Genomic DNA, 21,010 nt, shown 5'->3' on the forward strand with positions numbered 1-21,010 from the left:
ATTTTTGAGGAAAACAAGCAAAATATATAGGAAAAGCAATCATTTATGATAAAAGCATCGATTTTTAAAGGGAGTGTAAGAATGTTAAAAACGAAAGTAAAGGCATATTTTGCCGATGAAATAGCAGAGTCATTTAAAGAAGAAATTGAATATGCAAAGAAACACCAGCTTCTAGATGAAAGCCGTATCGTTACAGAGAAAAGTCCTGAGTTGCGATTTAGTAATGCTTATATTGAACGCGGTGATAAAGAAACGGAAGAATCTATTGGAGAAGAAGCCGCCAATTTTTTAAATCAGCCTATTGATTATCTGAAAAGGAATATTAATGAATTTATTTATATAGAATCTGACTGGTTTCAAATGATCCATACAGAATCTATTTGTTTAGAAGTGGATGATGTTTTTGGAACATATGAAGTAATGCTTGGCTTAAAGCTTCAAAAGAAGTTTGAAAAGGCAATAAAAGCGTATGTAGAACAAGAATTAATGGGCGACAAGAAAGTAAGTATACTATTTAATCAGGGCGATGGTTTATGGGATTTCAATTTGGCCTTAAATCATATCAATGGCTTTAAAGAAAATCTGACAATCAATGAAGCATTAAACCTTGTCTACAGCTTCCTATTTAAACTGATTGAAAGTGTGGAGGAGCAGTAAGTTAGTTGGATTTATACATTTAGAGGATTGGAGCTGGACGTGAATGTTAAAAAATAGCATGAAGTGGATCATTATTGCAGCCTTCTTTTTCCTAGCCATGGGTTTGACATCAAATGCATTGGCTTCAAACGGGGATAACAATGTAGAAAGCATTAACGAGAAGTTTGGCTTACCTGTCGTTGTTTATGGTTCAGCATTGTCTCCTGCACAGAAAGAAGAGGTTCGCAAATTACTTGGTGTGAAAGACCCGAATATGGTAACAGAAATAACCGTCACAGGTGACGATCTTGAACTTTATATTAAAGGTAATAAGCACTCCAACATGTATTCCTCTGCGAAAATTACTCGTAAAGAAGCAGGAGCAGGGCTTTACATTAACCAAGTCACGCCGGATAATATTACAGAGGTTTCAGATGAAATGTATGCGAATGCCCTTTTAACTGCGGGAATTCAAGATGCAGTCGTCGATGTTGCTTCCCCAGTGCCAGTAAGTGGACATTCTGCTTTAGTTGGTATTTACAAAGCCTATGATGAGGGCGAAGGAACTGAATTAAATAAAGATCATACAGAAGTTGCTAATGAAGAATTAAGTCTTGCCAGTAGATTAGCACAGCAAGAAGGGCTGGACAAAGATAAAGTCACTGAGCTTCTAACAGAAATCAAGAAAGAAATAGCAGACCAAAATCCAGCTACAAAAGAGGAAATTAAACAAATCATCAATGATCAATTAAAGACACTTGAGATAAAATTAAGCCCGGAAGATCGACAATTATTAATCGATCTATTTGAAAAAATGCGTAGTTTAAATATTAATTTTGACAATGTCAAAACACAGCTAGAAGATATCTCGAAAGAAATTCAAAACCGCATTGAGGAAGCCGTTGGCGATAAAGGATTTCTGCAAGCCATATCCGATTTCTTCAAGAATTTAATTGAAAGTATAAAAGGACTTTTTTCTTAAAGCAGGGGTAACCCTGCTTTTTAGTTTACTAACTCAGGAAACTTTATTGGTGTATTCAAAGAATAATGATCCCGATAGGAACGATAAGATACCATTTGTTCCAATGGTGTGTGCACATCGACTTGCAAAACTTTGGTATTCTTCATTTCTAAATAATAATGGACCCCCTCCAAATCCATTTCATAAAAAGTAAAAGTAAAGCCTAATAGATCCTTTTTAGTCACCTTTTTGTCAGGATGATTTTTGATAAAGTCGGCTATTTCCTTTACAGTTGCAGAAGAGGTACCCGTAAATGAATAAATTCTTTCCTTCACTCGCGCTCTCGTTTGATTTAATGTTACCTTTGCTTTGTGCTTCATTTTATCCATTAAGTTCTTCAACAAATCTCCTCATTTCCATTCTTTTTTTTTCATTTTGCACTATTAACATGACACTTATCATGGTTAAGACATGACACGTATGTCTTCAAATTCTTTCCACATTTCATTAATATTAAAAATAAAAGTGTGGAAGGATAAAATTATTATGACCAAACAAAAACAACTTCATTTAAAAAAGCAAATGGCTCCATATGAAAAATCAAATACTAAAGACAGTGTTTGGCAGCTGATCAACACCATTTTGCCTTTTATTGCGTTATGGTTTTTGGCCTATCAGAGTTTATCCGTTTCCTATATTCTAACATTAATCATTGCCGTATTTGCAGCAGGATTTTTAGTACGGATATTCATTATCTTTCATGATTGCTGCCACCATTCGTTCTTCAAAAGTCGCCGTGCAAATAAAATTATTGGCACAATTACAGGGGTTCTAACGATTTTCCCCTATAGTCAATGGCAGCACGATCATTCTGTCCATCACGCAACTAGCAGTAATTTAGACAAGCGAGGAACCGGAGATATCTGGATGTTAACTGTCGATGAATATGTCGCATCCTCATTCTGGCAAAAAGTAGCCTATCGATTATATCGGAATCCAATTATTATGTTTGGGCTTGGTCCAATCTATGTTTTTCTGATTAAAAACAGATTCAATAGAAAAGGTGCAAGATTGAAGGAGCGATTGAACACTTACTTAACGAATGTTTCTATCGTTGCTTTATACAGTCTGCTTTGTTGGTTAATTGGTTGGGAAGCCTTTCTTTTGGTTCAACTTCCTATTTTTTTAATTTCAGGTGCTGCGGGAATTTGGCTATTTTACGTACAGCATACATTTGAAGATTCATATTTCGAGGAAGATAGTAACTGGGAATATGTAAAGGCAGCGGTAGAGGGGAGCTCCTTCTATAAGCTTCCTAAAGTACTGCAATGGTTTACAGGTAATATCGGCTACCATCATGTACATCATTTAAGTCCTAGAGTACCAAACTACATGCTTGAAGAAGCACATAATAAAACACAGCCATTACAAAATGTCCCTACGATCACATTAGGCACCAGCATCCAATCCCTTAAATTTCATCTTTGGGATGAGAAAAACAAGAAATTTGTCGCATATAAAGAGATTGCAGAGTATTTACAAAGCACAAAAAAAAGAGAGCTCGCTTCCAAGCTAAAATAATAGTAATAATGATGGAAGAAGAAACTCCTCATATACATCATGATTATTCATATGATAAAATGGCTACAAACTAATTTACTAAATTATGGTAGGCCATGAACAGATAAACTATGATGGTGGGCCACACAATTGGACCCACCATTTGTATTCAAGCTAAAGAGGGATTTCATATGAATAAAAAATATTTAACATTTCTAAAAAGCTCAGGTATATCTCCATACATTTGGAGTGTTTTTGCGATTTTGCCATTTTATTTTATCTTTCAATCTTCCTCAACTGTTGAAGTCATTGTCGGTATTATACTGACAATTATATTTTTTATCTCCTATCGATTTGCATTTCTTTCCAAAAAATGGCCTGTTTACTTATGGACAGGTATCCTTATTGCCATTTCAACAGCGATGACGATTCTGTTTCAATTTGTCTACTTTGCTTTTTATATAGCCTATTATAATGGAAATATAAAAAATCGGATTGCATTTTTAACCCTTTATATCATCCATCTCGTATTTACAATTGCCTCTATCAATTATAATTTAGTTCTTGGAGGAGAATTATTTCTAAAACAGTTGCCATTTGTCATTATCATTGGCATTAGTGTGATCTTGCTGCCTTTCAACCTCTATAATAAAAAGAAGCAAGAGAAATTAGAAGAACAGTTAGAGGTAGCCAATCAGCGAATTGCTGAGCTGGTGAAACAAGAGGAACGTCAACGGATTGCAAGAGATTTACATGATACATTGGGGCAGAAGCTTTCACTAATTGGGCTGAAAAGTGACTTGGCAAGGAAACTCGTGTATAAAGACCCCGAGCAATCGCGAAGCGAAATGAAAGATGTTCAACAAACGGCTCGAACAGCTTTAAATGAAGTACGAAAAATGGTCTCGCAAATGCGAGGAATCCGACTGGAAGAGGAAATTGCTCGCATTAAACAATTCCTTCAAGCGGCCGAAATATCTCTTATTTGTGAAGAGGGGATCAAACTTACAAATGTATCAATTTTTCTAGAAAATATTCTTAGTATGTGTTTGAAAGAAGCCGTCACGAATATTGTCAAGCATAGCCGAGCTACGGAGTGCGAAATCATCATTGAGCAATCAGAAAAAGAGGTTTGCATTATAATTAAGGATAATGGAATAGGTATGTCCGACGAATATTATTTTTCAAAGGGCAGTGGTTTATTAGGGATTAAAGAGCGCCTCGAATTTGTAAATGGAAGCTTAGAAATTATTTCAAATAATGGAACGACAATTAAAATGATCATACCTAATGTCATCAAACAAAACAGATAAGGAGGAGCTGTAATGATTCGAATAGTCATTGCTGAAGATCAGCGAATGGTGTTGGGCGCATTAGGTTCCCTACTCAATTTAGAGGAAGATATGGAAGTGGTTGGAAAAGCCCAAAATGGGAAAGAAGCTGTTATTCTTGTTAAAAAGCTTGAACCAGATATTTGTATCATGGATATTGAAATGCCTGAAAAAAGTGGGCTTGAAGCAGCAGAGGAATTGAAAGAATCTGGATGCAAAGTTATTATTCTAACAACTTTTGCTAGGTCTGGTTATTTTCAAAGAGCCTTACAAGCCGGAGTGAGCGGATATTTATTAAAGGATAGCCCTAGTGATGAATTAGCTAGCTCCATTCGAACAGTAATGGATGGAAGACGCATTTATGCTCCTGAATTGATGGATGACGTGTATAGTGAGGAAAATCCGCTTACTGAACGAGAGAAAGAAGTCCTTGAACTCGTTGCCGATGGGAAAAATACGAAAGAAATTGCTGATGAACTTCGAATCAAAACGGGAACTGTTCGAAACTATATTTCACAGATACTTGATAAGCTCGAGGTCAAGAATCGAATTGAAGCAATCACACAATCGAAGGAGAAAGGATGGTTTAAGTAAACCATTCTTTTTTTTAGGCTCTTTTCCAAAAGATTTTTGTTTTTGAATTAGTTATCAATTTACAAAAAAGACTAGTTGATTGGAGCGGAAGGTGCGAGACTCCTGCGGGAGTAGTGGGACAGCTGAGACCCCACAGGTGCTTTAGCGCCGAGGAGGCTCAGCGCCCACCCCGCGGGTCGCTGCGTACCTGGAGCGGAAATCAACTTCTACCTAATCATATTAAAGATTATTCACGATATTTTATTTTTCCGAATTTTTTAAAAAACTACTCGACAAAGTATATGAATTGGAGGATAATTGTAAAAATAAATCAATCACTTTTATCAAGCACCGCTTAAAAGAGTGATAGTTTTTAGCAAATAGTATCATGAGAACTACATAATAAAAAGACAGGGAGAAGAAGTAGGATGAGAGACTATCAAATGGAAATCAACTTAACCACAGCTGGAAAACAAAAACCGGCATTTGACCAACTTCAGTTTGGAAGACATTTTACAGATCATATGTTTGTAATGGATTATTCTACAGAAAAAGGCTGGTATGATCCGCGAATTATTCCCTATCAACCTGTCACATTAGAACCATCTGCGATGATTTTTCATTATGGGCAAACTGTATTTGAAGGGTTAAAGGCTTATCTCTCAAAGGACGGGCAAGTTTTATTATTTAGACCGAAGAAAAATATGGAAAGAATGAATCGCTCGAATTCAAGGCTTTGCATGCCCCCAATTGATGAGGAGTTTGCCTTATATGCCTTAAAACAATTGCTTACGATAGAAAAAGAGTGGATTCCTCCATATGAAGGCACCTCTCTTTATATACGGCCGTTTATTATCTCAACAGAACCGTTTTTAGGCGTAGCGCCTTCACACAGCTATCGATTTATGATCATTTTGTCCCCAGTTGGGGCTTATTATAAAGAAGGAATTAATCCTGTAAAAATTTCTGTTGAACAAGAATTTGTTCGAGCTGTACAGGGAGGAACAGGTAATGCAAAAACAGCTGGGAACTATGCCGGCAGTTTAAAAGCACAAGAAGTGGCTGGGAATGCAGGATACTCGCAGGTCCTATGGCTAGATGGAAAAGAAAAAAAATATATTGAAGAAGTAGGAAGCATGAATGTTTTCTTCAAAATAAATGGAGAAGTTTTCACACCTATTCTAAATGGAAGCATCTTGGATGGGGTCACACGTGATTCCATCATCCAGCTCATCAAACATTGGAATATTCCTTTTTCTGAACGAAAAATTTCTATGGAAGAAATCTATCAGGCACATAAAGATGGAATTTTAGAAGAGGCATTTGGAACGGGAACAGCCGCCGTCATTTCTCCAATAGGAGAATTCTTTTGGCAAAATGAGCATCTAGTAATAAATAACGGAGAAACTGGAGAACTTGCAAAAAAATTATATGACACATTAACGGGAATTCAATACGGCACACATGAAGACCCATTTGGCTGGCGTGTGGAAGTACTGGATGAAGTATTAACAAAATAAATTTTTTACTTGCAATATTAAATTTTAATGGTATGCTATGAATTGAATTCAAATAATTAACACTAGGGGTGTCTTGTAAAAGACTGAGATTGAACGGCCGTTCTAAACCCTTTGAACCTGATCTAGTTCACGCTGGCGTAGGAAAGTGGTAAATGGTTGAACAAGTATGCCAATCACCCCACTCTTCCGTCTAAGAGTGGGTTTTTTAATACAATGAAATAAAAATAACAAAATAGCATTCTACTAGGGGCGCCTTATGGCTGAGAAGTAACCCTTTGAACCTGATCTAGATCATACTAGCGTAGGGAAGTAGGTAAGATGATTACGACTTTTTTGCGTAATGATTTAACCGCTTTCCACATTCGGAAAGCGGTTTTTTTTGTTGAAAAAAAAATACTTAAAGGAGGAAACATTATGGAGACTGTAAAAACAAAGAAATTCACTGAAAGGCTGTTTATAAATGTACAGCCAATTTGGGAGAGAAATCATAATCATCCATTTGTTCAAGAGCTAGGAAAAGGGATATTGGACGAAGAAAAATTCATTCACTACATGAAACAGGACTATGTATATTTAATCGATTATGCAAAGCTATTTGCCATAGGCGCACTGAAAGCACACGACCTGCAAACGATGGGGAAATTTGCTCACATTCTTCATGAAACATTAAATTTTGAAATGGAACTTCATCGCCAGTTTGCAGCTGAATTCGGGATTTCACGTGAGGAATTGGAGGCGACAAAGCCAACTCCTGTTAATCTAGCCTATACGCGTTACATGTTAAATGTTGCTCAAAATGGCAGTTTAGCCGAAGTAGTCGCTTGTCTGCTGCCTTGTGCATGGGATTATTGGGAGATTGGAAAACTTCTGAGAAAACAATATGGTGATCAAATCGAGACAAATCGCTATGCAAAATGGATTGATACATACGACTCCGATACATTTGCTGAAGGGGCAAAATGGCTGATACAGCTAATGGATGACTTAGCAGAAGGGAAGCCAGAACGTGAGCTTGCAATGCTTGAAGAGCACTTCCAAATGACTTCTAAATACGAATACTTATTCTGGGATATGAACTATTTTAAACAAGATTGGCCTATTTAAAGTAAGCGGGTGAAAAGATGACACTTGTATTAAAAAATGTTTCCTACACTTTCACAAATGATAGAAAGCAGCAAAACAAAGTAATCTCACAATTAAATATGCAAATAAATCAAGGAGAGTTCGTCTCTCTAATTGGCAAAAGCGGAACCGGGAAAAGCACAATTTTAAAATTAATAACTGGCCTTCTTAAACAAGATGAGGGGGAGATATTGGTAAATGGCAAGTTCGTTTCACTTGGGGATGTTGGCTATATGCCTCAAAGGGATTTACTGCTCCCATGGCGTTCAATCATTGACAATATTATGATTGCAGCCGAGCTTCAAAAGGATTTAGAGATAACTAGAGCAGAAGCCGTAAATTGGCTCGCACGAGTTGGTTTAGCAGAATATGAGAACGCACTTCCAAACCAATTGTCTGGGGGCATGAGGCAGCGTGCAGCTTTTCTTCGGGCTCTCTTGACAAATAAAGATCTGCTATTGCTCGATGAGCCCTTCGGCGCCCTTGATGCTTTAACTAAGAAAGAAATGCAGGCCTGGCTATTATCCATTTGGCAAGAGCTAAACAAAACGATTCTGTTTATTACCCATGACCTAGAAGAAGCGTGTTTTCTAAGTGACCGAATTATCCTATTGCATCCGAATAAAAAAATGGAAGAAATCAAGGTCGAGCTGCCGCGTCCAAGATTTCCTGAGTTGCTTCACTCAATAGAATTGGCTGGAATGCGATATGAATTGGAGAAAAAGATTACAAATGAAACAGTTTAAGAGATGGATTAAAACTTATAGTCTATTTATCATTTTTGCAGGATTCCTATTAATCATATTGGAATGGCTAGTCAAAAAAGAGATGGTTCCTTCATTTATTTTGCCTGCACCAACCAGTGTCATTATGATGATCTTGGAAAACTGGAAGCCATTAATATTGGAACATTTAAGTGCAACCATCCTGGAATTTTTCATCGGATTTTTGATTTCAGTAATTGGCGGTGTACTCCTTGCCGTTTGGATGTTTTTTTCAAAAACAATGGAGAAAATGTTATATCCTGCGGTCCTGATTTCACAAATGATGCCGATTATTGCGCTGTCACCCATTTTTGTCCTTTGGTTCGGTTATACAATCTGGAGTAAGGTTGCTGTGACTGTATTAATCTCATTTTTCCCCATTGTTGTTGGTACATATGATGGACTGAGGTCTAGTGATAAAGATTATATTGAGCTGCTTCGCTCGATGGGTGCAACACGATGGCATACATTTATTAAGCTGAACATTCCAATGGCTTTACCTTCTTTTTTCTCTGGATTAAAGCTTGCGACCGTCTATGCATTGGTGGGAGCAACGATTGGAGAATGGCTCGGTGCTAGTGAAGGACTGGGGTATTATAGTCGCCGAATGTCTGGAAATTTGAATGCTGAAGGTGTTTTTGCTGCTATCACCCTATTGACAATCGTTGGCATCCTTCTATTTGCACTCACATCAGCAATTGAAAGGAAAGCATTACACTGGAAAAATACTGAATAACAAACAACTGGAGTTGGATATTGAATGAAAAAATTTTGGTTTATCGTTTTGATAATGGCGATATTGCTTACAGCTTGTACAGAAAACACAACAAAAAAGGAGAGTGAAAAGGAGTTAGAGGATATTAGCATTATGTTGGATTGGTATCCAAATGCTGTACATTCAGCAATCTATGTCGCAAAGGAAAAAGGGTATTTTACTGATGAAGGGTTGAATGTCCATATTGAAATGCCTGCCGATACAAATGATCCGCTTAAGCTTGCTGCAACAGGAAAGGTTGACTTGGCAATCAGCTATCAAACACAGCTTCTAGTATCAAGAGCGGAAGGAATACCTGTTGTCTCAATTGCAGCACTTGTTAGACATTCACTTGATGCAATTATGTTTAAAAAGGAGAGCGGAATAAATTCTCCAAAGGATTTAGAGGGGAAAAATATCGGTTATCCGTCAGCTTCTGTTAATGAAGCAGTTGTTTCTACAATGGTAAAAGAAGATGGCGGGGACATGAATAAAGTGAAAATGACGGATGTCGGATGGGATTTAATGTCATCGCTTGCAACCGATCATGTGGATGCGCTCACTGGTGCTTATATTAATCATGAACTAGTCCTGTTAAATAAAGAAGGGTATGACATGGATGTAATTAAATTAACTGATTTTGGTGTACCTGATAACTATGAGCTTGTCGTCGTTACAGGAGAAAAAACATTAGCGAAGAAAAGAACTTCATTTGAAAAATTTTGGAGAGCATTAACAAAAGCACAGGAGGACGTTACTAAGGATCCAGACGCAGGCCTTAAAATATTATTGGATCATGAAAATGATAGCTTTCCTTTGGATAAAGATGTGGAAACAGAAAGTCTACAAGTGCTGTTGCCTCTAATGGAGGAGGCTAATATTCCGTTCGGATACCAAAAGGAAGAAGCGTGGAATGAAGTGGCTAATTGGCTTTATGAATCGAATGTAATGAAAGAAAAGGTAAATCCAAAAGATGCATTCGTAAATATTATTTCAAAATAAATGAATGTGAAAAAAGGAGGAGTTATTAAAATGGACAAAACAAAAAAACTAACATTAACTGCGCTCATTGCTGCTATTACAACAGTATCGAGCAGTCTCATTTATATTCCAGTCGGGTTTGCAAAGATTTTCCCGATTCAGCATTTTGCAAACGTTTTATCGGCTGTGCTTCTTGGTCCATGGTATGCAGTGTTTCAAGCGGTTATTTCTTCTACATTAAGAAACATGCTTGGGACTGGAAGTATATTTGCTTATCCTGGGAGTATGATCGGGGCGTTCTTGGCAGCCATTCTTTATACGAAAACAAAGAAACTTACCTTTGCTGCGATCGGGGAAGTCATTGGAACAGGGATTCTTGGAGCAATGGCCACCTACCCGATTTCGATCCTGCTTTTAGGACAGGAAGCAACACTGTTTGGTTTTATCCCAGCATTTATGATTAGTTCCTTTACCGGAGCACTCATGGGTTATGGCTTGCTCAAGATATTAGTTCGAAACAAAGCAATAGGAGGGATGTTAGATGAAAACAGCACTTACAATCGCGGGCTCTGATTCTGGAGGCGGTGCAGGAATACAGGCTGACTTGAAAACCTTCTCTGCTCTCGGTGTGTACGGAATGTCCGTAATTACTGCAGTTACTGCACAAAATACTCAAGAGGTTCGCTCCGTGCAAGATATTGAAATTTCTATCATAAAAGATCAAATAGAAGCCATTTTTGACGACATCCATGTGGATACAGTAAAAATTGGCATGCTTTCTTCTGCTGAAACGATTGAAGCAGTTGCACAATCATTACAAAAATATCAACCAAAGTTTATTGTTGTTGATCCTGTTATGGTCTCTAAAGGCGGACATCATTTACTACAGTTAGATGCTGTCTCTGCATTAAAAGAAAAAATTATACCATTGGCAACTTTGATCACACCGAATATCCCTGAGGCCGAAGTGCTGGTAAAAGACACCATTCATTCAGCCGAAGAGATGATGGAAGCCTGTCTTGCCATTCATGCGCTTGGGGCTAATGCTGTCCTTCTAAAGGGAGGGCATTTGAATGGGGATCCAAATGATTTATTGTTTGATGGGGAAAATTTCACTTGGTTAAAAGGAACCCGGATTCAGACAAAAAACACACATGGAACAGGCTGCACTCTGTCATCAGCTATAGCTGCAAATTTAGCAAAGGGTGCTTCATTAATTGAAGCCGTTCACGAAGCAAAAAGATATATAACTTTAGCCATTACACATAGTTTGAATTTAGGCAAGGGGCATGGGCCAACCAATCATTTCTATGAGCTTTATAACAAAGCAAATCTAGTAAAAAAGTAAAATGACAGGAGGATATACGAATGCAGAAACAACTGATCAAGGACCTATTCATAAAAGTTAAAGAACAAAACCCATTAGTACACCATATAACAAATCAGGTCACGATTAATGATTGTGCAAATGCAACTCTAGCAATTGGAGGCTCTCCGGTCATGGCCACAAGCATTGAAGAAGTCGAAGATATGGTGAAACTGGCAAATGCACTTGTCATCAATTTTGGTATGATTGACGACGAAACATACGCTGCCATGGTTCGAGCTGGCCAGGCGGCAAATACAAAAGGGATTCCTGTTATATTCGATCCAGTTGGTGTAGGAGCTACGCCGTTTCGAACTGCTCGGGCAATGGATTTTCTTAAGCATGTTAGCGTATCAATTGTAAGAGGAAATGCTTCAGAAGTATTTGCATTAATCGGCGGGGAAGCAAAGACAAGAGGAGTTGACTCAGGGACTTTAGCCATTCCCGCAGGAGAATTAGCGCAGAATGCAGCCATCCAGCTACAAGCAATTACGGTGATTAGCGGAAAACTAGACACCATTTCAAACGGAAAAGAAATAGTGCAAATTGATAATGGGGATATTTGGCTAACACGCATCACTGGAACCGGATGTATGACTGCTTCATTAATTGCAAGCTTTGCTGGGGTGACCGATGATTGGTTCTCAGCTGCCATTGCTGGGATGTCAGTCATGAGCTTGGCAGGGGAACGTGCAAAAAAGGCACTTCAAGAAAAGGACGGCATTGGAATGTACCGAATGAAACTGATGGATGAAATCTTTCTTATGAATGAACAAATTTGGACAGAGGAAGTGCGTTTATCATGAAGCCAAACTACACTTTGTATTTAGTTACCGAAGAGAGCATGCCGTTAGAACAACTCCTTCAAACGATTGAAGCAGCAGTTAAAGGCGGGGTGACTATCGTCCAGCTTCGGGAAAAAAATACGTCCGGGAAAAGTTTTTTTGAAAAGGCAAAGAGTATAAAAGCTTTATTGAAGCAGTATGATGTTCCGTTAATTATTAATGATCGTGTAGATGTGGCTTTAGCAATTGAAGCAGATGGTGTTCATGTCGGACAAAGCGATCTTCCATTGACAGCCATTAGAAATATTGTCCCTGCAACTATGCTCGTTGGAATATCCGTTTCGACAATTGCTGAAGCAATAGAGGCAGAAGAAAACGGAGCGGATTATATTGGAGTTGGCGCCGTATTTCCGACACATTCTAAAGACGATGCGAAAGTTTTACCTGAAGGAATGCTTGCAGAGATTACAAATGCAGTTGCCCTTCCTGCTGTTGCCATTGGTGGAATTAAACTTATTCATTTGCCTAAGCTTCGGGAAATGAATATTGCTGGTGTCGCAATTGTTTCTGGGATCATGAAGGCAGATGACCCATATAGCACTGCCAAGTCTTACCGAAAGGAAATGGAATCTATTAAATGAATCGAATCGTAAGGTCAACTAGTTTTTCTAGTTGGCCTTTTTTCTATTAGAAATTGATTGTTCAAAGTGAGTGGCTTGACTACTAGTTTCAGAAAGCTTGAAAAAGTTTTATAATAAGAGAAAATGATCTCTATCAAAAAACTAGTTAAATAATAAGGAGAGTCTACTATGGAAAAGATTACCCGCATTTCAAATGAACTGAAAGACTGGATTCAACAAACATTAAGAAGCGGTGTAAATCCTGAATCAATTGTAGCTGCTATGGTCAAGAAAGGATTTGATCAATCTTTTGCCTATTCAACTATGTTACGAATCTTAAATAAACAATCTCTTGAAACCGTTGATGCCAGCCAAAGTCCATATATGTATGAACCAATTGACCTAGCAAAAAGGGGAAATATTATCGCAACTACTGATCGTGAAATAAAGGTGCTTTTGAAAATGGATAAACCATTCATCACTTATCTTGATAATGTACTAAGCACAGAAGAATGCGACCAATTAATTCACTTATCAAGAAATCGGCTTCAGCCATCTGAAATCATTGATCCAATTACTGGTGAAAAAAAATCTGTACCTGGCAGAACAAGTAAAGGTGCCTATTATCATTTAAACGAGACAAGTCTCATTTCTACTATAGAAAGAAGATTAGCAGAAATAACTAGTCACCCCATTGAACATGGTGAAGGCCTTCAAGTATTGAACTATGATGTTGGTGAGGAGTATAAAGCTCATTTTGATTATTTTCCTGCTAATCAAGTTGACACTGAAAAAGGGGGACAACGTGTGGCAACGTTCTTACTCTATTTAAATGATGTAGCAGCAGGAGGAGAAACCATTTTTCCGAAAATCGGCTTATCCATTGTTCCCAAAAAGGGAACAGCTGTTTATTTTCATTATGGCAATAGTTATGGTCAGGTTGATCGCATGTCATTACATAGCAGTATTCCCGTTCTCACAGGGGAGAAATGGGTGGCGACTAAATGGATTCGTCAAACAACTATTAGTCAGAAGAAGAAAACTGAAGAGGTTTTGTCCAAGTAAAAAAATTATTATGTATATAGTAATTCCAATAAATCAAAATCTTGCCAAAATATAGAATATAGACGTAAAATAAGAGAAAAGTTGTGTGACATTTGGAGTGTGCCCGATGGAAATGATGAACGGCTTGTTAATCAATCTACTTTTTATTCTTATTTTTGTTTTACTGACAAATATGCTTATACTCCATAAATATAAATTTATTCAATCTTCAGTATGGAGTTCCTATTTTGTTTTTATCATTTGCACGCTAATTATCATCAGCCTGCTTTTATCTGTTTCAGTGGGACATGGATTTATTTATGATTTACGGTTTGTCCCGTTCCTTCTAGGTGGTTTATATGGCGGGAAGCGTGTAACCATCGGATTAGGTTTTTTCCTCCTAACGATTCGATTTATTCTTGGTGGAGATGGGTTTTGGTTATCTTTATTTTTAATAATTATTTCAACAATTGGTATTTTTGTTATATCACCGATATATGTAAAAAAGTCTCTTTGGACTAAACTAAGCATTGTTTCTATATTTTCCATCGGGTATGCAGTGATTGGCTATTTGCTCCCTTCATTCTTATATGGTTTTCATGACCTAACCGAATTCTCTATTTACGGCACTATTTTAGTCATTTCTACCTTTTTTGTAACGTATCTTGCTGAAATACTTAGAACGGCATTTGTATTGCAGCTGGAGGCAGTGAAATTCGAGAAAATGGAAATTGTCAGTCATTTAGCTGCTAGTATCAGTCATGAAGTGCGAAATCCGTTAACGGCAGTCATTGGTTTTCTTCAATTAATTGGGGAAAATGAACGCACAAATGAAAAGAGTAAAGCATATGCCATGTATGCCATTGAGGAAGCAAGCAGAGCCTCTGATATCATTAATGACTACTTAACCTTTGCAAAGCCACATATAAATGTAGAATGTCTGATGAATATTGATAGCGAAATAAAAAAGTGCCAGGATATACTTCGCCCGCTTACTTTAAAACAAAATGTAGATATTGATACTTTCTTTCAACATGAAGGGTCTATAAAAGGTGACCCGCATAAGTTCCATCAAGTATTATTGAATATTTTCAAAAATAGCATTGAAGCAATGCCAGATGGCGGCATATTAACGATTCAAACATTTGAAAACCATGCACAGATTCAAATTAAAATAACAGATACCGGGTATGGCATGAAGCCTGAACATATTGCTAGACTTGGGGAGCCCTATTTCTCATTAAAGGGGCAAAAGGGGACAGGTTTAGGTATGATGGTCGTCTACCGGATTGTTGAAAGCATGAAGGGCACTGTAACCGTAACAAGCGAAGTTGATATTGGTACTTCCATTACGCTTTCGTTCCCAAGCTTCTCGTAAAAGTCATTTATTTTGTGTTAACTGTTTTTATTGTATAATATGGATAAATATACTCGTTTAAAGGAGCAGACTTTTCTAATGAAAACAATGACACCAGCTGAATTAAATAATCGAATAAAAAAGAATGAAGATGTATTGATTCTCGACGTAAGAGCAGCAGATAAATACAATCACTATCATATTAATGAAGAACATATACATAGTATAAACATCGAAAAAACTCATATTTTTAATGAAAATGATGTGGAGGCTATCTCAGGATTGCCAAAAGAGAAAGAAATAATCATCACTTGTACGACAGGAAACTCAGCAAGGAAATGTGCAGAAATTTTGGCCGAAAAAGAGTTTAATGTTACCTTGCTTGAAGGCGGAATTACGGCATGGAAAGAATATAAAGATACGAAATAAGCGGTCAAGATTGATCGCTTATTTTTTTATACGCCTGATGAACCTATCGAAAAGAAGGATTATTGTTAAGTAAAGACTGTAACCGAATAATGAGTAAAGATGTTTCCATGAATGGTGATGAACAAAGAATCCCAATACCTCAGCTTGTTTTTCAAAGACGGCCATGATTAAGCTTAATACTAATATAAAGACAACTATTTTCCAGTTCTTCATTTTGTTGCAGATAGATAAGAATAATAGGGTCATTAGCGGAAGACCTATCAGGGTGAAAGCAAGATTAATTGTAAAAATTTCAGGTAAGGGTCTTACTGGAAAAGAATACATTCCTTTTCCAACAAAATAAAGATCAAGGTACGTTCCATACAATGATGAAAGTAAAATGACCGGAAGGAAATCCAGCACTTTTTTAATCCCTAAAGGAAATAGCTTTTTTCGTGAGGACTGCAAGCTCGAGTCTTTCAAGTGTTTTGCAATAGTCATTTTCAATCTCTCCATCTATTATTTCTTCTAAAGGTATTAAATAATTAATTACACTCCAATCTTTATACCAATCTCCTATCTCCGCACAAGTATGAGTTATGTTTTTCCATGCATATTCTAACCGTGGACTATAAATTCGAGATGAGCCTGGAGCAATTTGACATGCTTTTATCCGCGACTTCAAAATTCTCCCCGGTATGCCCTCATCCACATCATGAAAAAAATGCGGCCAATAATCCTTTCTAGATCCAGTGTGAGGATGAGCATTAGCCCATTGTACAGTCATTAGGAAACGTTTGTTATTCTTAAACAAAACATTGTATAATCGCTTTCCAAGTAAAATTCGCTCATGTAAACTTTCAAAATGCCGCAATGTTTGTCCAGCAAGCCTCTGCTTTCCATTCTGTGAATAGGGCAGCAATATATGATTCATAGATAAGAACTCTTGCAGCTTGAATTCTAATGTGTTAAAAACTTTCTTTTTAAAGGATGAGTTATGCAGAACTCTATCTTCCAAATAACTCTGCTCATTGATAATAAGAGCCATCGTCAACATATATAAATCTTGATCCCTCCAAAAGGATTCCCATATGACTTCCATAAATATAGAAACATTGAAAGCTGGCAGCAAATGAAATAAGCTCAATCCGTTCTCAATACTTGCTTCATAAAGCATAAACTGTGGAAAAGCATCTTGAAAAATTAGCCAATTTCCACGTTCTAAAAATGAAAAAAATGACTCCGCTTCTTTCCTAGTTAACAGCTTTGATAGAAACCCGCCTTTCAAGTCTGTCATATTCCAGCCGCCGTTACGAGACACCATATGACCTAAAAAGGCCCAATGCATTTCTGGATGCCTATTATAAAAGTCAAGATATGCTTTCGTTCTTGTTACATTATTTTTATTCAAAAAAAGGGTCTCTTCTTTGATTTTCTGAATAAGAGCTTTCTCGCCTTCTGAGAGAATGGCTGATTGATTGATCTTTTTAGCTCTTTTCTTCAACTCCTTCTTTATTTTTATTAATCGTTCTGAAAGTTGGGGTTTTTCCTTTTTCTTTAGCTTACAAAAGATATCAATCACCCCCATAATGAATGGTTCTTATCATTGATGAATATGTATTTGTATATATCAAAGAGAAAGGAGTGGAGGGGAATATTGGAAAGTCGCATCAGTGCCGGAATAACTCAGTTAATTGAACAGTTAAAGCAAGAGCAATCATCAAATGGTTCATGGCCCTATCCATTTGAAACAGGAATATCGACTGATTGTTATATGATCATTTTATTAAGAACTTTAGAAATTCATGATGAAATCTTAATTAAACAGCTGACAGAGCGAATAATGAGTAAACAAGAGAAGAACGGAGCATGGAAGCTTTTTTATGATGAAGGGGAGGGGAATATTACAGCTACTGTAGAGGCTTATTATGCACTCCTATATTCCGGATATTATAGTAAGAAGGATTTGCAATTAAGAAAAGCGAGGAAGTATATTTTAACAAATGACGGATTAGACAACGTTCATATGCTCACTAAACTCATGCTTGCAATGACTGGACAACTTAAATGGGCTTCAAGATTCCCAGTACCAATTGAACTGATATTGCTGCCGCCATCATTTCCTATCAATTTTTATAGCTTCTCAGTTTTTGGCAGAGCAAACATGGCACCGATCATGGTTCTTGCCGACCGAAAATTCTCCCTCCTTACAGATAAAAGTCCGGATTTATCCGGTTTATACACTCGTGGGGATGAACAATCTGACAACGAACCTATTTACTCTAAACACACCGAAGAATGGCGTTCTTTGTATACAACTATTGAGAAAGGAATCAAAAGCTTAATCGGACTGCCAAGCTATATTCATAAACTAGCGACAGAACAGGCAAAACAATATATGCTTGCACGCATCGAACCGAATGGAACACTCCTTGGCTACTTTAGCTCTACCTTTTTAATGATCTTTGCCTTGTTGTCATTGGGTTATTCGAAAAAGGATCCAATTATAATAAAAGCAGTAAATGGATTAAAGTCAATGAAATGTGAAATAAAAGGACTCACTCATATTCAATATACGACTGCTAACGTATGGAATACTTCATTAATTAGCTATGCCTTACAGGAGGCAGGGCTTTCTCCAACTGAACAAGTGGTGAATAAAGCTAACGACTATTTACTTAGTCAGCAGCAGTACAAATACGGGGATTGGATCATTCATAATCCAACTAGTTCTCCTGGAGGCTGGGGATTTGCAGACAAGAATACACTCCACCCTGATGTGGATGATACAACAGCCTCCTTACGAGCGATTGCAAGAAACGTACAAAATAGCCAAACCGCCCGTCAGTCATGGGAAAGGGGAGTTCAATGGGCTTTATCCATGCAGAATGATGATGGAGGCTGGCCAGCCTTTGAAAAAAATACAAACAGTAAACTCATACACTTACTGCCAATTGAAAAAGCAGATTTTCTGCTCACTGATCCATCATCTGCAGATTTAACCGGGAGAACACTGGAGTTTCTTTGCGCATATACGAATCTATCAAAAAATCATGCGGCAATTAGAAAAGGGATTGGCTGGCTCCTCAAAAACCAAGAAAAGAATGGTTCCTGGTATGGACGCTGGGGCATTTGTTATATCTATGGAACATGGGCAGCTTTAACCGGACTCCGCTCAGCAGGAGTTCAAGAATCACATCCGTCGATCAAAGCGGCTAGCAAATGGCTATTATCAATTCAAAACCCTGATGGGGGCTGGGGGGAATCATGCAGAAGTGACAGTAATCAAACGTATATTGCGTTAGAAGCAAGTACGCTAACTCATACAGCTTGGGCTATTGATGCATTGATAGCCGTATCAGATAAGCCAACCGTGACCATTAATACCGGAATTCATTATTTATTGGATCACCTCTATCTGAAGGATTGGAAAACTGATTATCCCAAAGGTCAAGGCATGGCCGGGGACTTTTATATTCATTATCATAGCTACCGTTATATTTTCCCTTTACTTGCATTAGCACATTATCGAAACAAATACGGCCCGCATTTCTAATCCATTTACAAGTTTTTACACAATATATGCCAAAAAAATGTTAAAATAGGCAAAATGACAATTTACCATATTAGGAGGATTACAACTATTGAATACAAAATTTAATAAGCCAAAGACTTTTGGCGAAATACTAGATCATACGTTCAGCTTAAGCAAAAATCGCTTTACAGATTTTTTCATGATTCTACTTATTTTAATGGGACCTGTTTACTTGCTGCAAGCTGTCATTCAGCTTTTATCTGGGACTAGTTTCTTTAGGGAACTTGGCGGTGGAGAGTTATGGTTTGAGCAAATTCTTTCTAGTTTTGATGAAACAGCGCTCCCGTTGGATAGTTCAATAGGTGCTGATATTGCGGTAATATTGACAGGTTTAATAGGAATCTTATTATTTCCAGTTGCGGAAGCGGCTGTCCTATTAGCGGTTAACCATATTCGTAACAACGAAGAATACACAGTGGGATCTGTCATAAAACATGCATTTTCTCGATTTTGGCCCATTTTGGGAAGCTCGATCTTATTCGGTCTGATTGCATTTGGAATAATTATTGTTCCCATTATCATGATTAGTTTATCAGGACTTTTCGGATCATTTATCCATCCGGCAATTGGAATCATTTTTGCTATTCTATTATTTTTGGGCTTTGCAGTTGGCATTGGCTACTTATTAACACGCTGGAGCTTTTATTTCGGCTCAGTCGTTCTTGACCGGGAATCTCCTGGCTTTACAAGGAGCTGGAGGCTTACAAGAAAACGCACCTGGCTGCTCATGGGTCTATACATCATCTTTTATATCATCATAGCGACGATTAGCAGTGCGATCGAGCTTACATTTGGAGTCTTCTTAGGAAATAGTGTGCTATTATCAATCATTGTCAATCTTGCAACCATACTGACGACAATGTTTTTCTATGTTGGATATGCTGTCATGTATCTTGACTTAAAATTAAGATATGATGCTGATGATATAAAAGATATGATTGAAGATTACAAGTCTTAATAAAAGGTGACAAATAATGTTAAATGATGGCTTGGCAAGAGATGAGCTTAAGGATATTTTGAATGGAAGAGAATATAGGGCTTATGCCGAAGATTCAAAGGGGATAATTGCAGCATGGTGGGATCGTGTGAAGGAATGGTTTGGGGAGCTTCTTTCCAAACTATTTCCTTCCTTTGAACCAACCAATCATGCGGCCGGACCCATTCTTATTGGGATTCTCGTCTTAATTATGATAATACTAGGCATTACTGCCTTCTACATCTTCCGAAATAGGAGAAGGAATCGAATGTATCGTGATCATAAACCACTGCAATCCATGGATGAGAAAAAATGGTCATTTCAAAGGCATTTATTAGAATCCCAAGAACTAGAAGCTAAAGGTGAATACACATTATCCACTCGCCACTTATTTTTGGCATTACTTCTGTATTTTCATGAAAAAGAGTGGCTAGTAGCAAGAATTTGGAAGACCAATTGGGAGTATTATGAGGAGCTTAGAAAAGTAAATCATCAATGGGCAGAGCAATTTCATCATCTCGCTCTTTTATTTGATAAAGTAACGTATGGAGAACATATTGTTCACAAAGAGGAATTTCTTCCATATCAATCCACTGCAATGAAATGGCTCTCAGATTCAGAGGAAATTCGTGAAATGGGTGCAGAAAGGAGGTAGCT

23 protein-coding genes and 2 riboswitches are annotated in these 21,010 nt (G+C 37.5%); of the genes, 20 read left to right on the forward strand and 3 right to left on the reverse strand.

The window, feature by feature from the left end; genetic code table 11:
* The first annotated feature begins 81 nt into the window (after positions 1–81).
* A complete protein-coding gene (locus tag ACFYKT_RS00560) occupies positions 82–657 on the forward strand; it encodes a branched-chain amino acid aminotransferase (protein WP_389213913.1) in 576 nt (191 codons plus the stop codon).
* 43 nt (positions 658–700) lie between these two features.
* The gene (locus tag ACFYKT_RS00565; protein ID WP_389213916.1) at positions 701–1,618 is read left to right on the forward strand and encodes a DUF1002 domain-containing protein; all 918 of its coding nucleotides are present in this window, start codon (positions 701–703) and stop codon (positions 1,616–1,618) included.
* 20 nt (positions 1,619–1,638) lie between these two features.
* On the opposite strand, the gene ACFYKT_RS00570 is transcribed toward ACFYKT_RS00565, so the two are convergent.
* Positions 1,639–1,998 (reverse strand): hypothetical protein, encoded by a 360-nt coding sequence (locus ACFYKT_RS00570; protein WP_389213918.1) that lies wholly within the window; start codon positions 1,996–1,998, stop codon positions 1,639–1,641.
* Positions 1,999–2,143: 145 nt separating this feature from the next.
* Between ACFYKT_RS00570 and ACFYKT_RS00575 the strand changes: the two genes are divergently transcribed.
* The 15 genes from ACFYKT_RS00575 to ACFYKT_RS00645 all read left to right on the forward strand — a co-directional run bounded on the left by ACFYKT_RS00575 (position 2,144) and on the right by ACFYKT_RS00645 (position 15,803).
* Positions 2,144–3,178, forward strand: a complete 1,035-nt coding sequence (locus tag ACFYKT_RS00575) for a fatty acid desaturase (protein WP_389213921.1) — start codon at positions 2,144–2,146, stop codon at positions 3,176–3,178.
* Positions 3,179–3,348: 170 nt separating this feature from the next.
* Entirely contained in the window at positions 3,349–4,470 is a 1,122-nt protein-coding gene (locus ACFYKT_RS00580; protein WP_389213924.1) for a sensor histidine kinase, read from the forward strand.
* Between the two features lie 12 nt (positions 4,471–4,482).
* Entirely contained in the window at positions 4,483–5,082 is a 600-nt protein-coding gene (locus ACFYKT_RS00585) for a response regulator (RefSeq protein WP_389213927.1), read from the forward strand.
* 407 nt (positions 5,083–5,489) lie between these two features.
* Positions 5,490–6,581, forward strand: coding sequence for a branched-chain amino acid aminotransferase (locus ACFYKT_RS00590; RefSeq protein ID WP_389213930.1), 1,092 nt, complete (start codon positions 5,490–5,492; stop codon positions 6,579–6,581).
* Between the two features lie 54 nt (positions 6,582–6,635).
* Positions 6,636–6,742: riboswitch (TPP riboswitch) on the forward strand.
* 74 nt (positions 6,743–6,816) lie between these two features.
* A riboswitch (TPP riboswitch) is annotated at positions 6,817–6,906 on the forward strand.
* Between the two features lie 89 nt (positions 6,907–6,995).
* Positions 6,996–7,685 carry a thiaminase II gene (gene tenA / locus ACFYKT_RS00595; protein WP_389213933.1) on the forward strand — a complete coding sequence of 230 codons (690 nt, stop codon included), beginning with the start codon at positions 6,996–6,998 and terminating at the stop codon, positions 7,683–7,685.
* Between the two features lie 17 nt (positions 7,686–7,702).
* Positions 7,703–8,449: an ABC transporter ATP-binding protein gene (locus ACFYKT_RS00600; protein WP_389213936.1), complete on the forward strand. Its 747-nt coding sequence runs from the start codon at positions 7,703–7,705 to the stop codon at positions 8,447–8,449.
* Complete coding sequence (locus ACFYKT_RS00605) at positions 8,436–9,203, forward strand: ABC transporter permease (protein WP_389213939.1); 768 nt, start codon at positions 8,436–8,438, stop codon at positions 9,201–9,203. The genes ACFYKT_RS00600 and ACFYKT_RS00605 overlap by 14 nt, the downstream gene beginning before the upstream one ends.
* Before the next feature lie 24 nt (positions 9,204–9,227).
* The gene (locus ACFYKT_RS00610) at positions 9,228–10,223 is read left to right on the forward strand and encodes an ABC transporter substrate-binding protein (protein WP_389213942.1); all 996 of its coding nucleotides are present in this window, start codon (positions 9,228–9,230) and stop codon (positions 10,221–10,223) included.
* 30 nt (positions 10,224–10,253) lie between these two features.
* On the forward strand, positions 10,254–10,775 hold the full coding sequence (thiW, locus tag ACFYKT_RS00615; protein ID WP_389213945.1) for an energy coupling factor transporter S component ThiW: 522 nt from the start codon (positions 10,254–10,256) through the stop codon (positions 10,773–10,775).
* Complete coding sequence (gene thiD / locus ACFYKT_RS00620) at positions 10,744–11,550, forward strand: bifunctional hydroxymethylpyrimidine kinase/phosphomethylpyrimidine kinase (RefSeq protein WP_389213948.1); 807 nt, start codon at positions 10,744–10,746, stop codon at positions 11,548–11,550. The genes thiW and thiD overlap by 32 nt, the downstream gene beginning before the upstream one ends.
* Before the next feature lie 20 nt (positions 11,551–11,570).
* Positions 11,571–12,374 (forward strand): hydroxyethylthiazole kinase, encoded by an 804-nt coding sequence (thiM, locus tag ACFYKT_RS00625; RefSeq protein WP_389213951.1) that lies wholly within the window; start codon positions 11,571–11,573, stop codon positions 12,372–12,374.
* The gene (gene thiE, locus ACFYKT_RS00630; protein ID WP_389213954.1) at positions 12,371–12,994 is read left to right on the forward strand and encodes a thiamine phosphate synthase; all 624 of its coding nucleotides are present in this window, start codon (positions 12,371–12,373) and stop codon (positions 12,992–12,994) included. Before thiM ends, thiE begins: the two co-directional genes overlap by 4 nt.
* Before the next feature lie 168 nt (positions 12,995–13,162).
* Entirely contained in the window at positions 13,163–14,038 is an 876-nt protein-coding gene (locus ACFYKT_RS00635; RefSeq protein ID WP_389213957.1) for a 2OG-Fe(II) oxygenase, read from the forward strand.
* A gap of 106 nt (positions 14,039–14,144) precedes the next feature.
* Positions 14,145–15,395 (forward strand): ATP-binding protein, encoded by a 1,251-nt coding sequence (locus ACFYKT_RS00640; RefSeq protein WP_389213960.1) that lies wholly within the window; start codon positions 14,145–14,147, stop codon positions 15,393–15,395.
* 78 nt (positions 15,396–15,473) lie between these two features.
* Positions 15,474–15,803: a rhodanese-like domain-containing protein gene (locus tag ACFYKT_RS00645; RefSeq protein ID WP_389213963.1), complete on the forward strand. Its 330-nt coding sequence runs from the start codon at positions 15,474–15,476 to the stop codon at positions 15,801–15,803.
* Between the two features lie 18 nt (positions 15,804–15,821).
* Here ACFYKT_RS00645 and ACFYKT_RS00650 read toward each other — a convergent pair whose 3' ends face one another.
* On the reverse strand, positions 15,822–16,298 hold the full coding sequence (locus ACFYKT_RS00650) for a CBO0543 family protein (RefSeq protein WP_389213966.1): 477 nt from the start codon (positions 16,296–16,298) through the stop codon (positions 15,822–15,824).
* The gene (locus ACFYKT_RS00655; protein ID WP_389213969.1) at positions 16,210–17,370 is read right to left on the reverse strand and encodes a DUF2515 domain-containing protein; all 1,161 of its coding nucleotides are present in this window, start codon (positions 17,368–17,370) and stop codon (positions 16,210–16,212) included. The genes ACFYKT_RS00650 and ACFYKT_RS00655 overlap by 89 nt, the downstream gene beginning before the upstream one ends.
* A gap of 27 nt (positions 17,371–17,397) precedes the next feature.
* On the opposite strand from ACFYKT_RS00655, the gene shc reads away from it, so the two are divergent.
* The 3 genes from shc (at position 17,398) to ACFYKT_RS00670 (ending at position 21,008) form a co-directional block, all read left to right on the forward strand.
* The gene (gene shc, locus ACFYKT_RS00660) at positions 17,398–19,338 is read left to right on the forward strand and encodes a squalene--hopene cyclase (protein WP_389215360.1); all 1,941 of its coding nucleotides are present in this window, start codon (positions 17,398–17,400) and stop codon (positions 19,336–19,338) included.
* A gap of 88 nt (positions 19,339–19,426) precedes the next feature.
* Positions 19,427–20,335, forward strand: a complete 909-nt coding sequence (locus tag ACFYKT_RS00665; protein WP_389213972.1) for a hypothetical protein — start codon at positions 19,427–19,429, stop codon at positions 20,333–20,335.
* Between the two features lie 16 nt (positions 20,336–20,351).
* Positions 20,352–21,008 carry a DUF4129 domain-containing protein gene (locus ACFYKT_RS00670; RefSeq protein ID WP_389213975.1) on the forward strand — a complete coding sequence of 219 codons (657 nt, stop codon included), beginning with the start codon at positions 20,352–20,354 and terminating at the stop codon, positions 21,006–21,008.
* Positions 21,009–21,010 lie beyond the last annotated feature (2 nt).

This window comes from Cytobacillus mangrovibacter, assembly GCF_042865275.1.
Taxonomy (GTDB): domain Bacteria; phylum Bacillota; class Bacilli; order Bacillales; family Cytobacillaceae; genus Cytobacillus; species Cytobacillus mangrovibacter.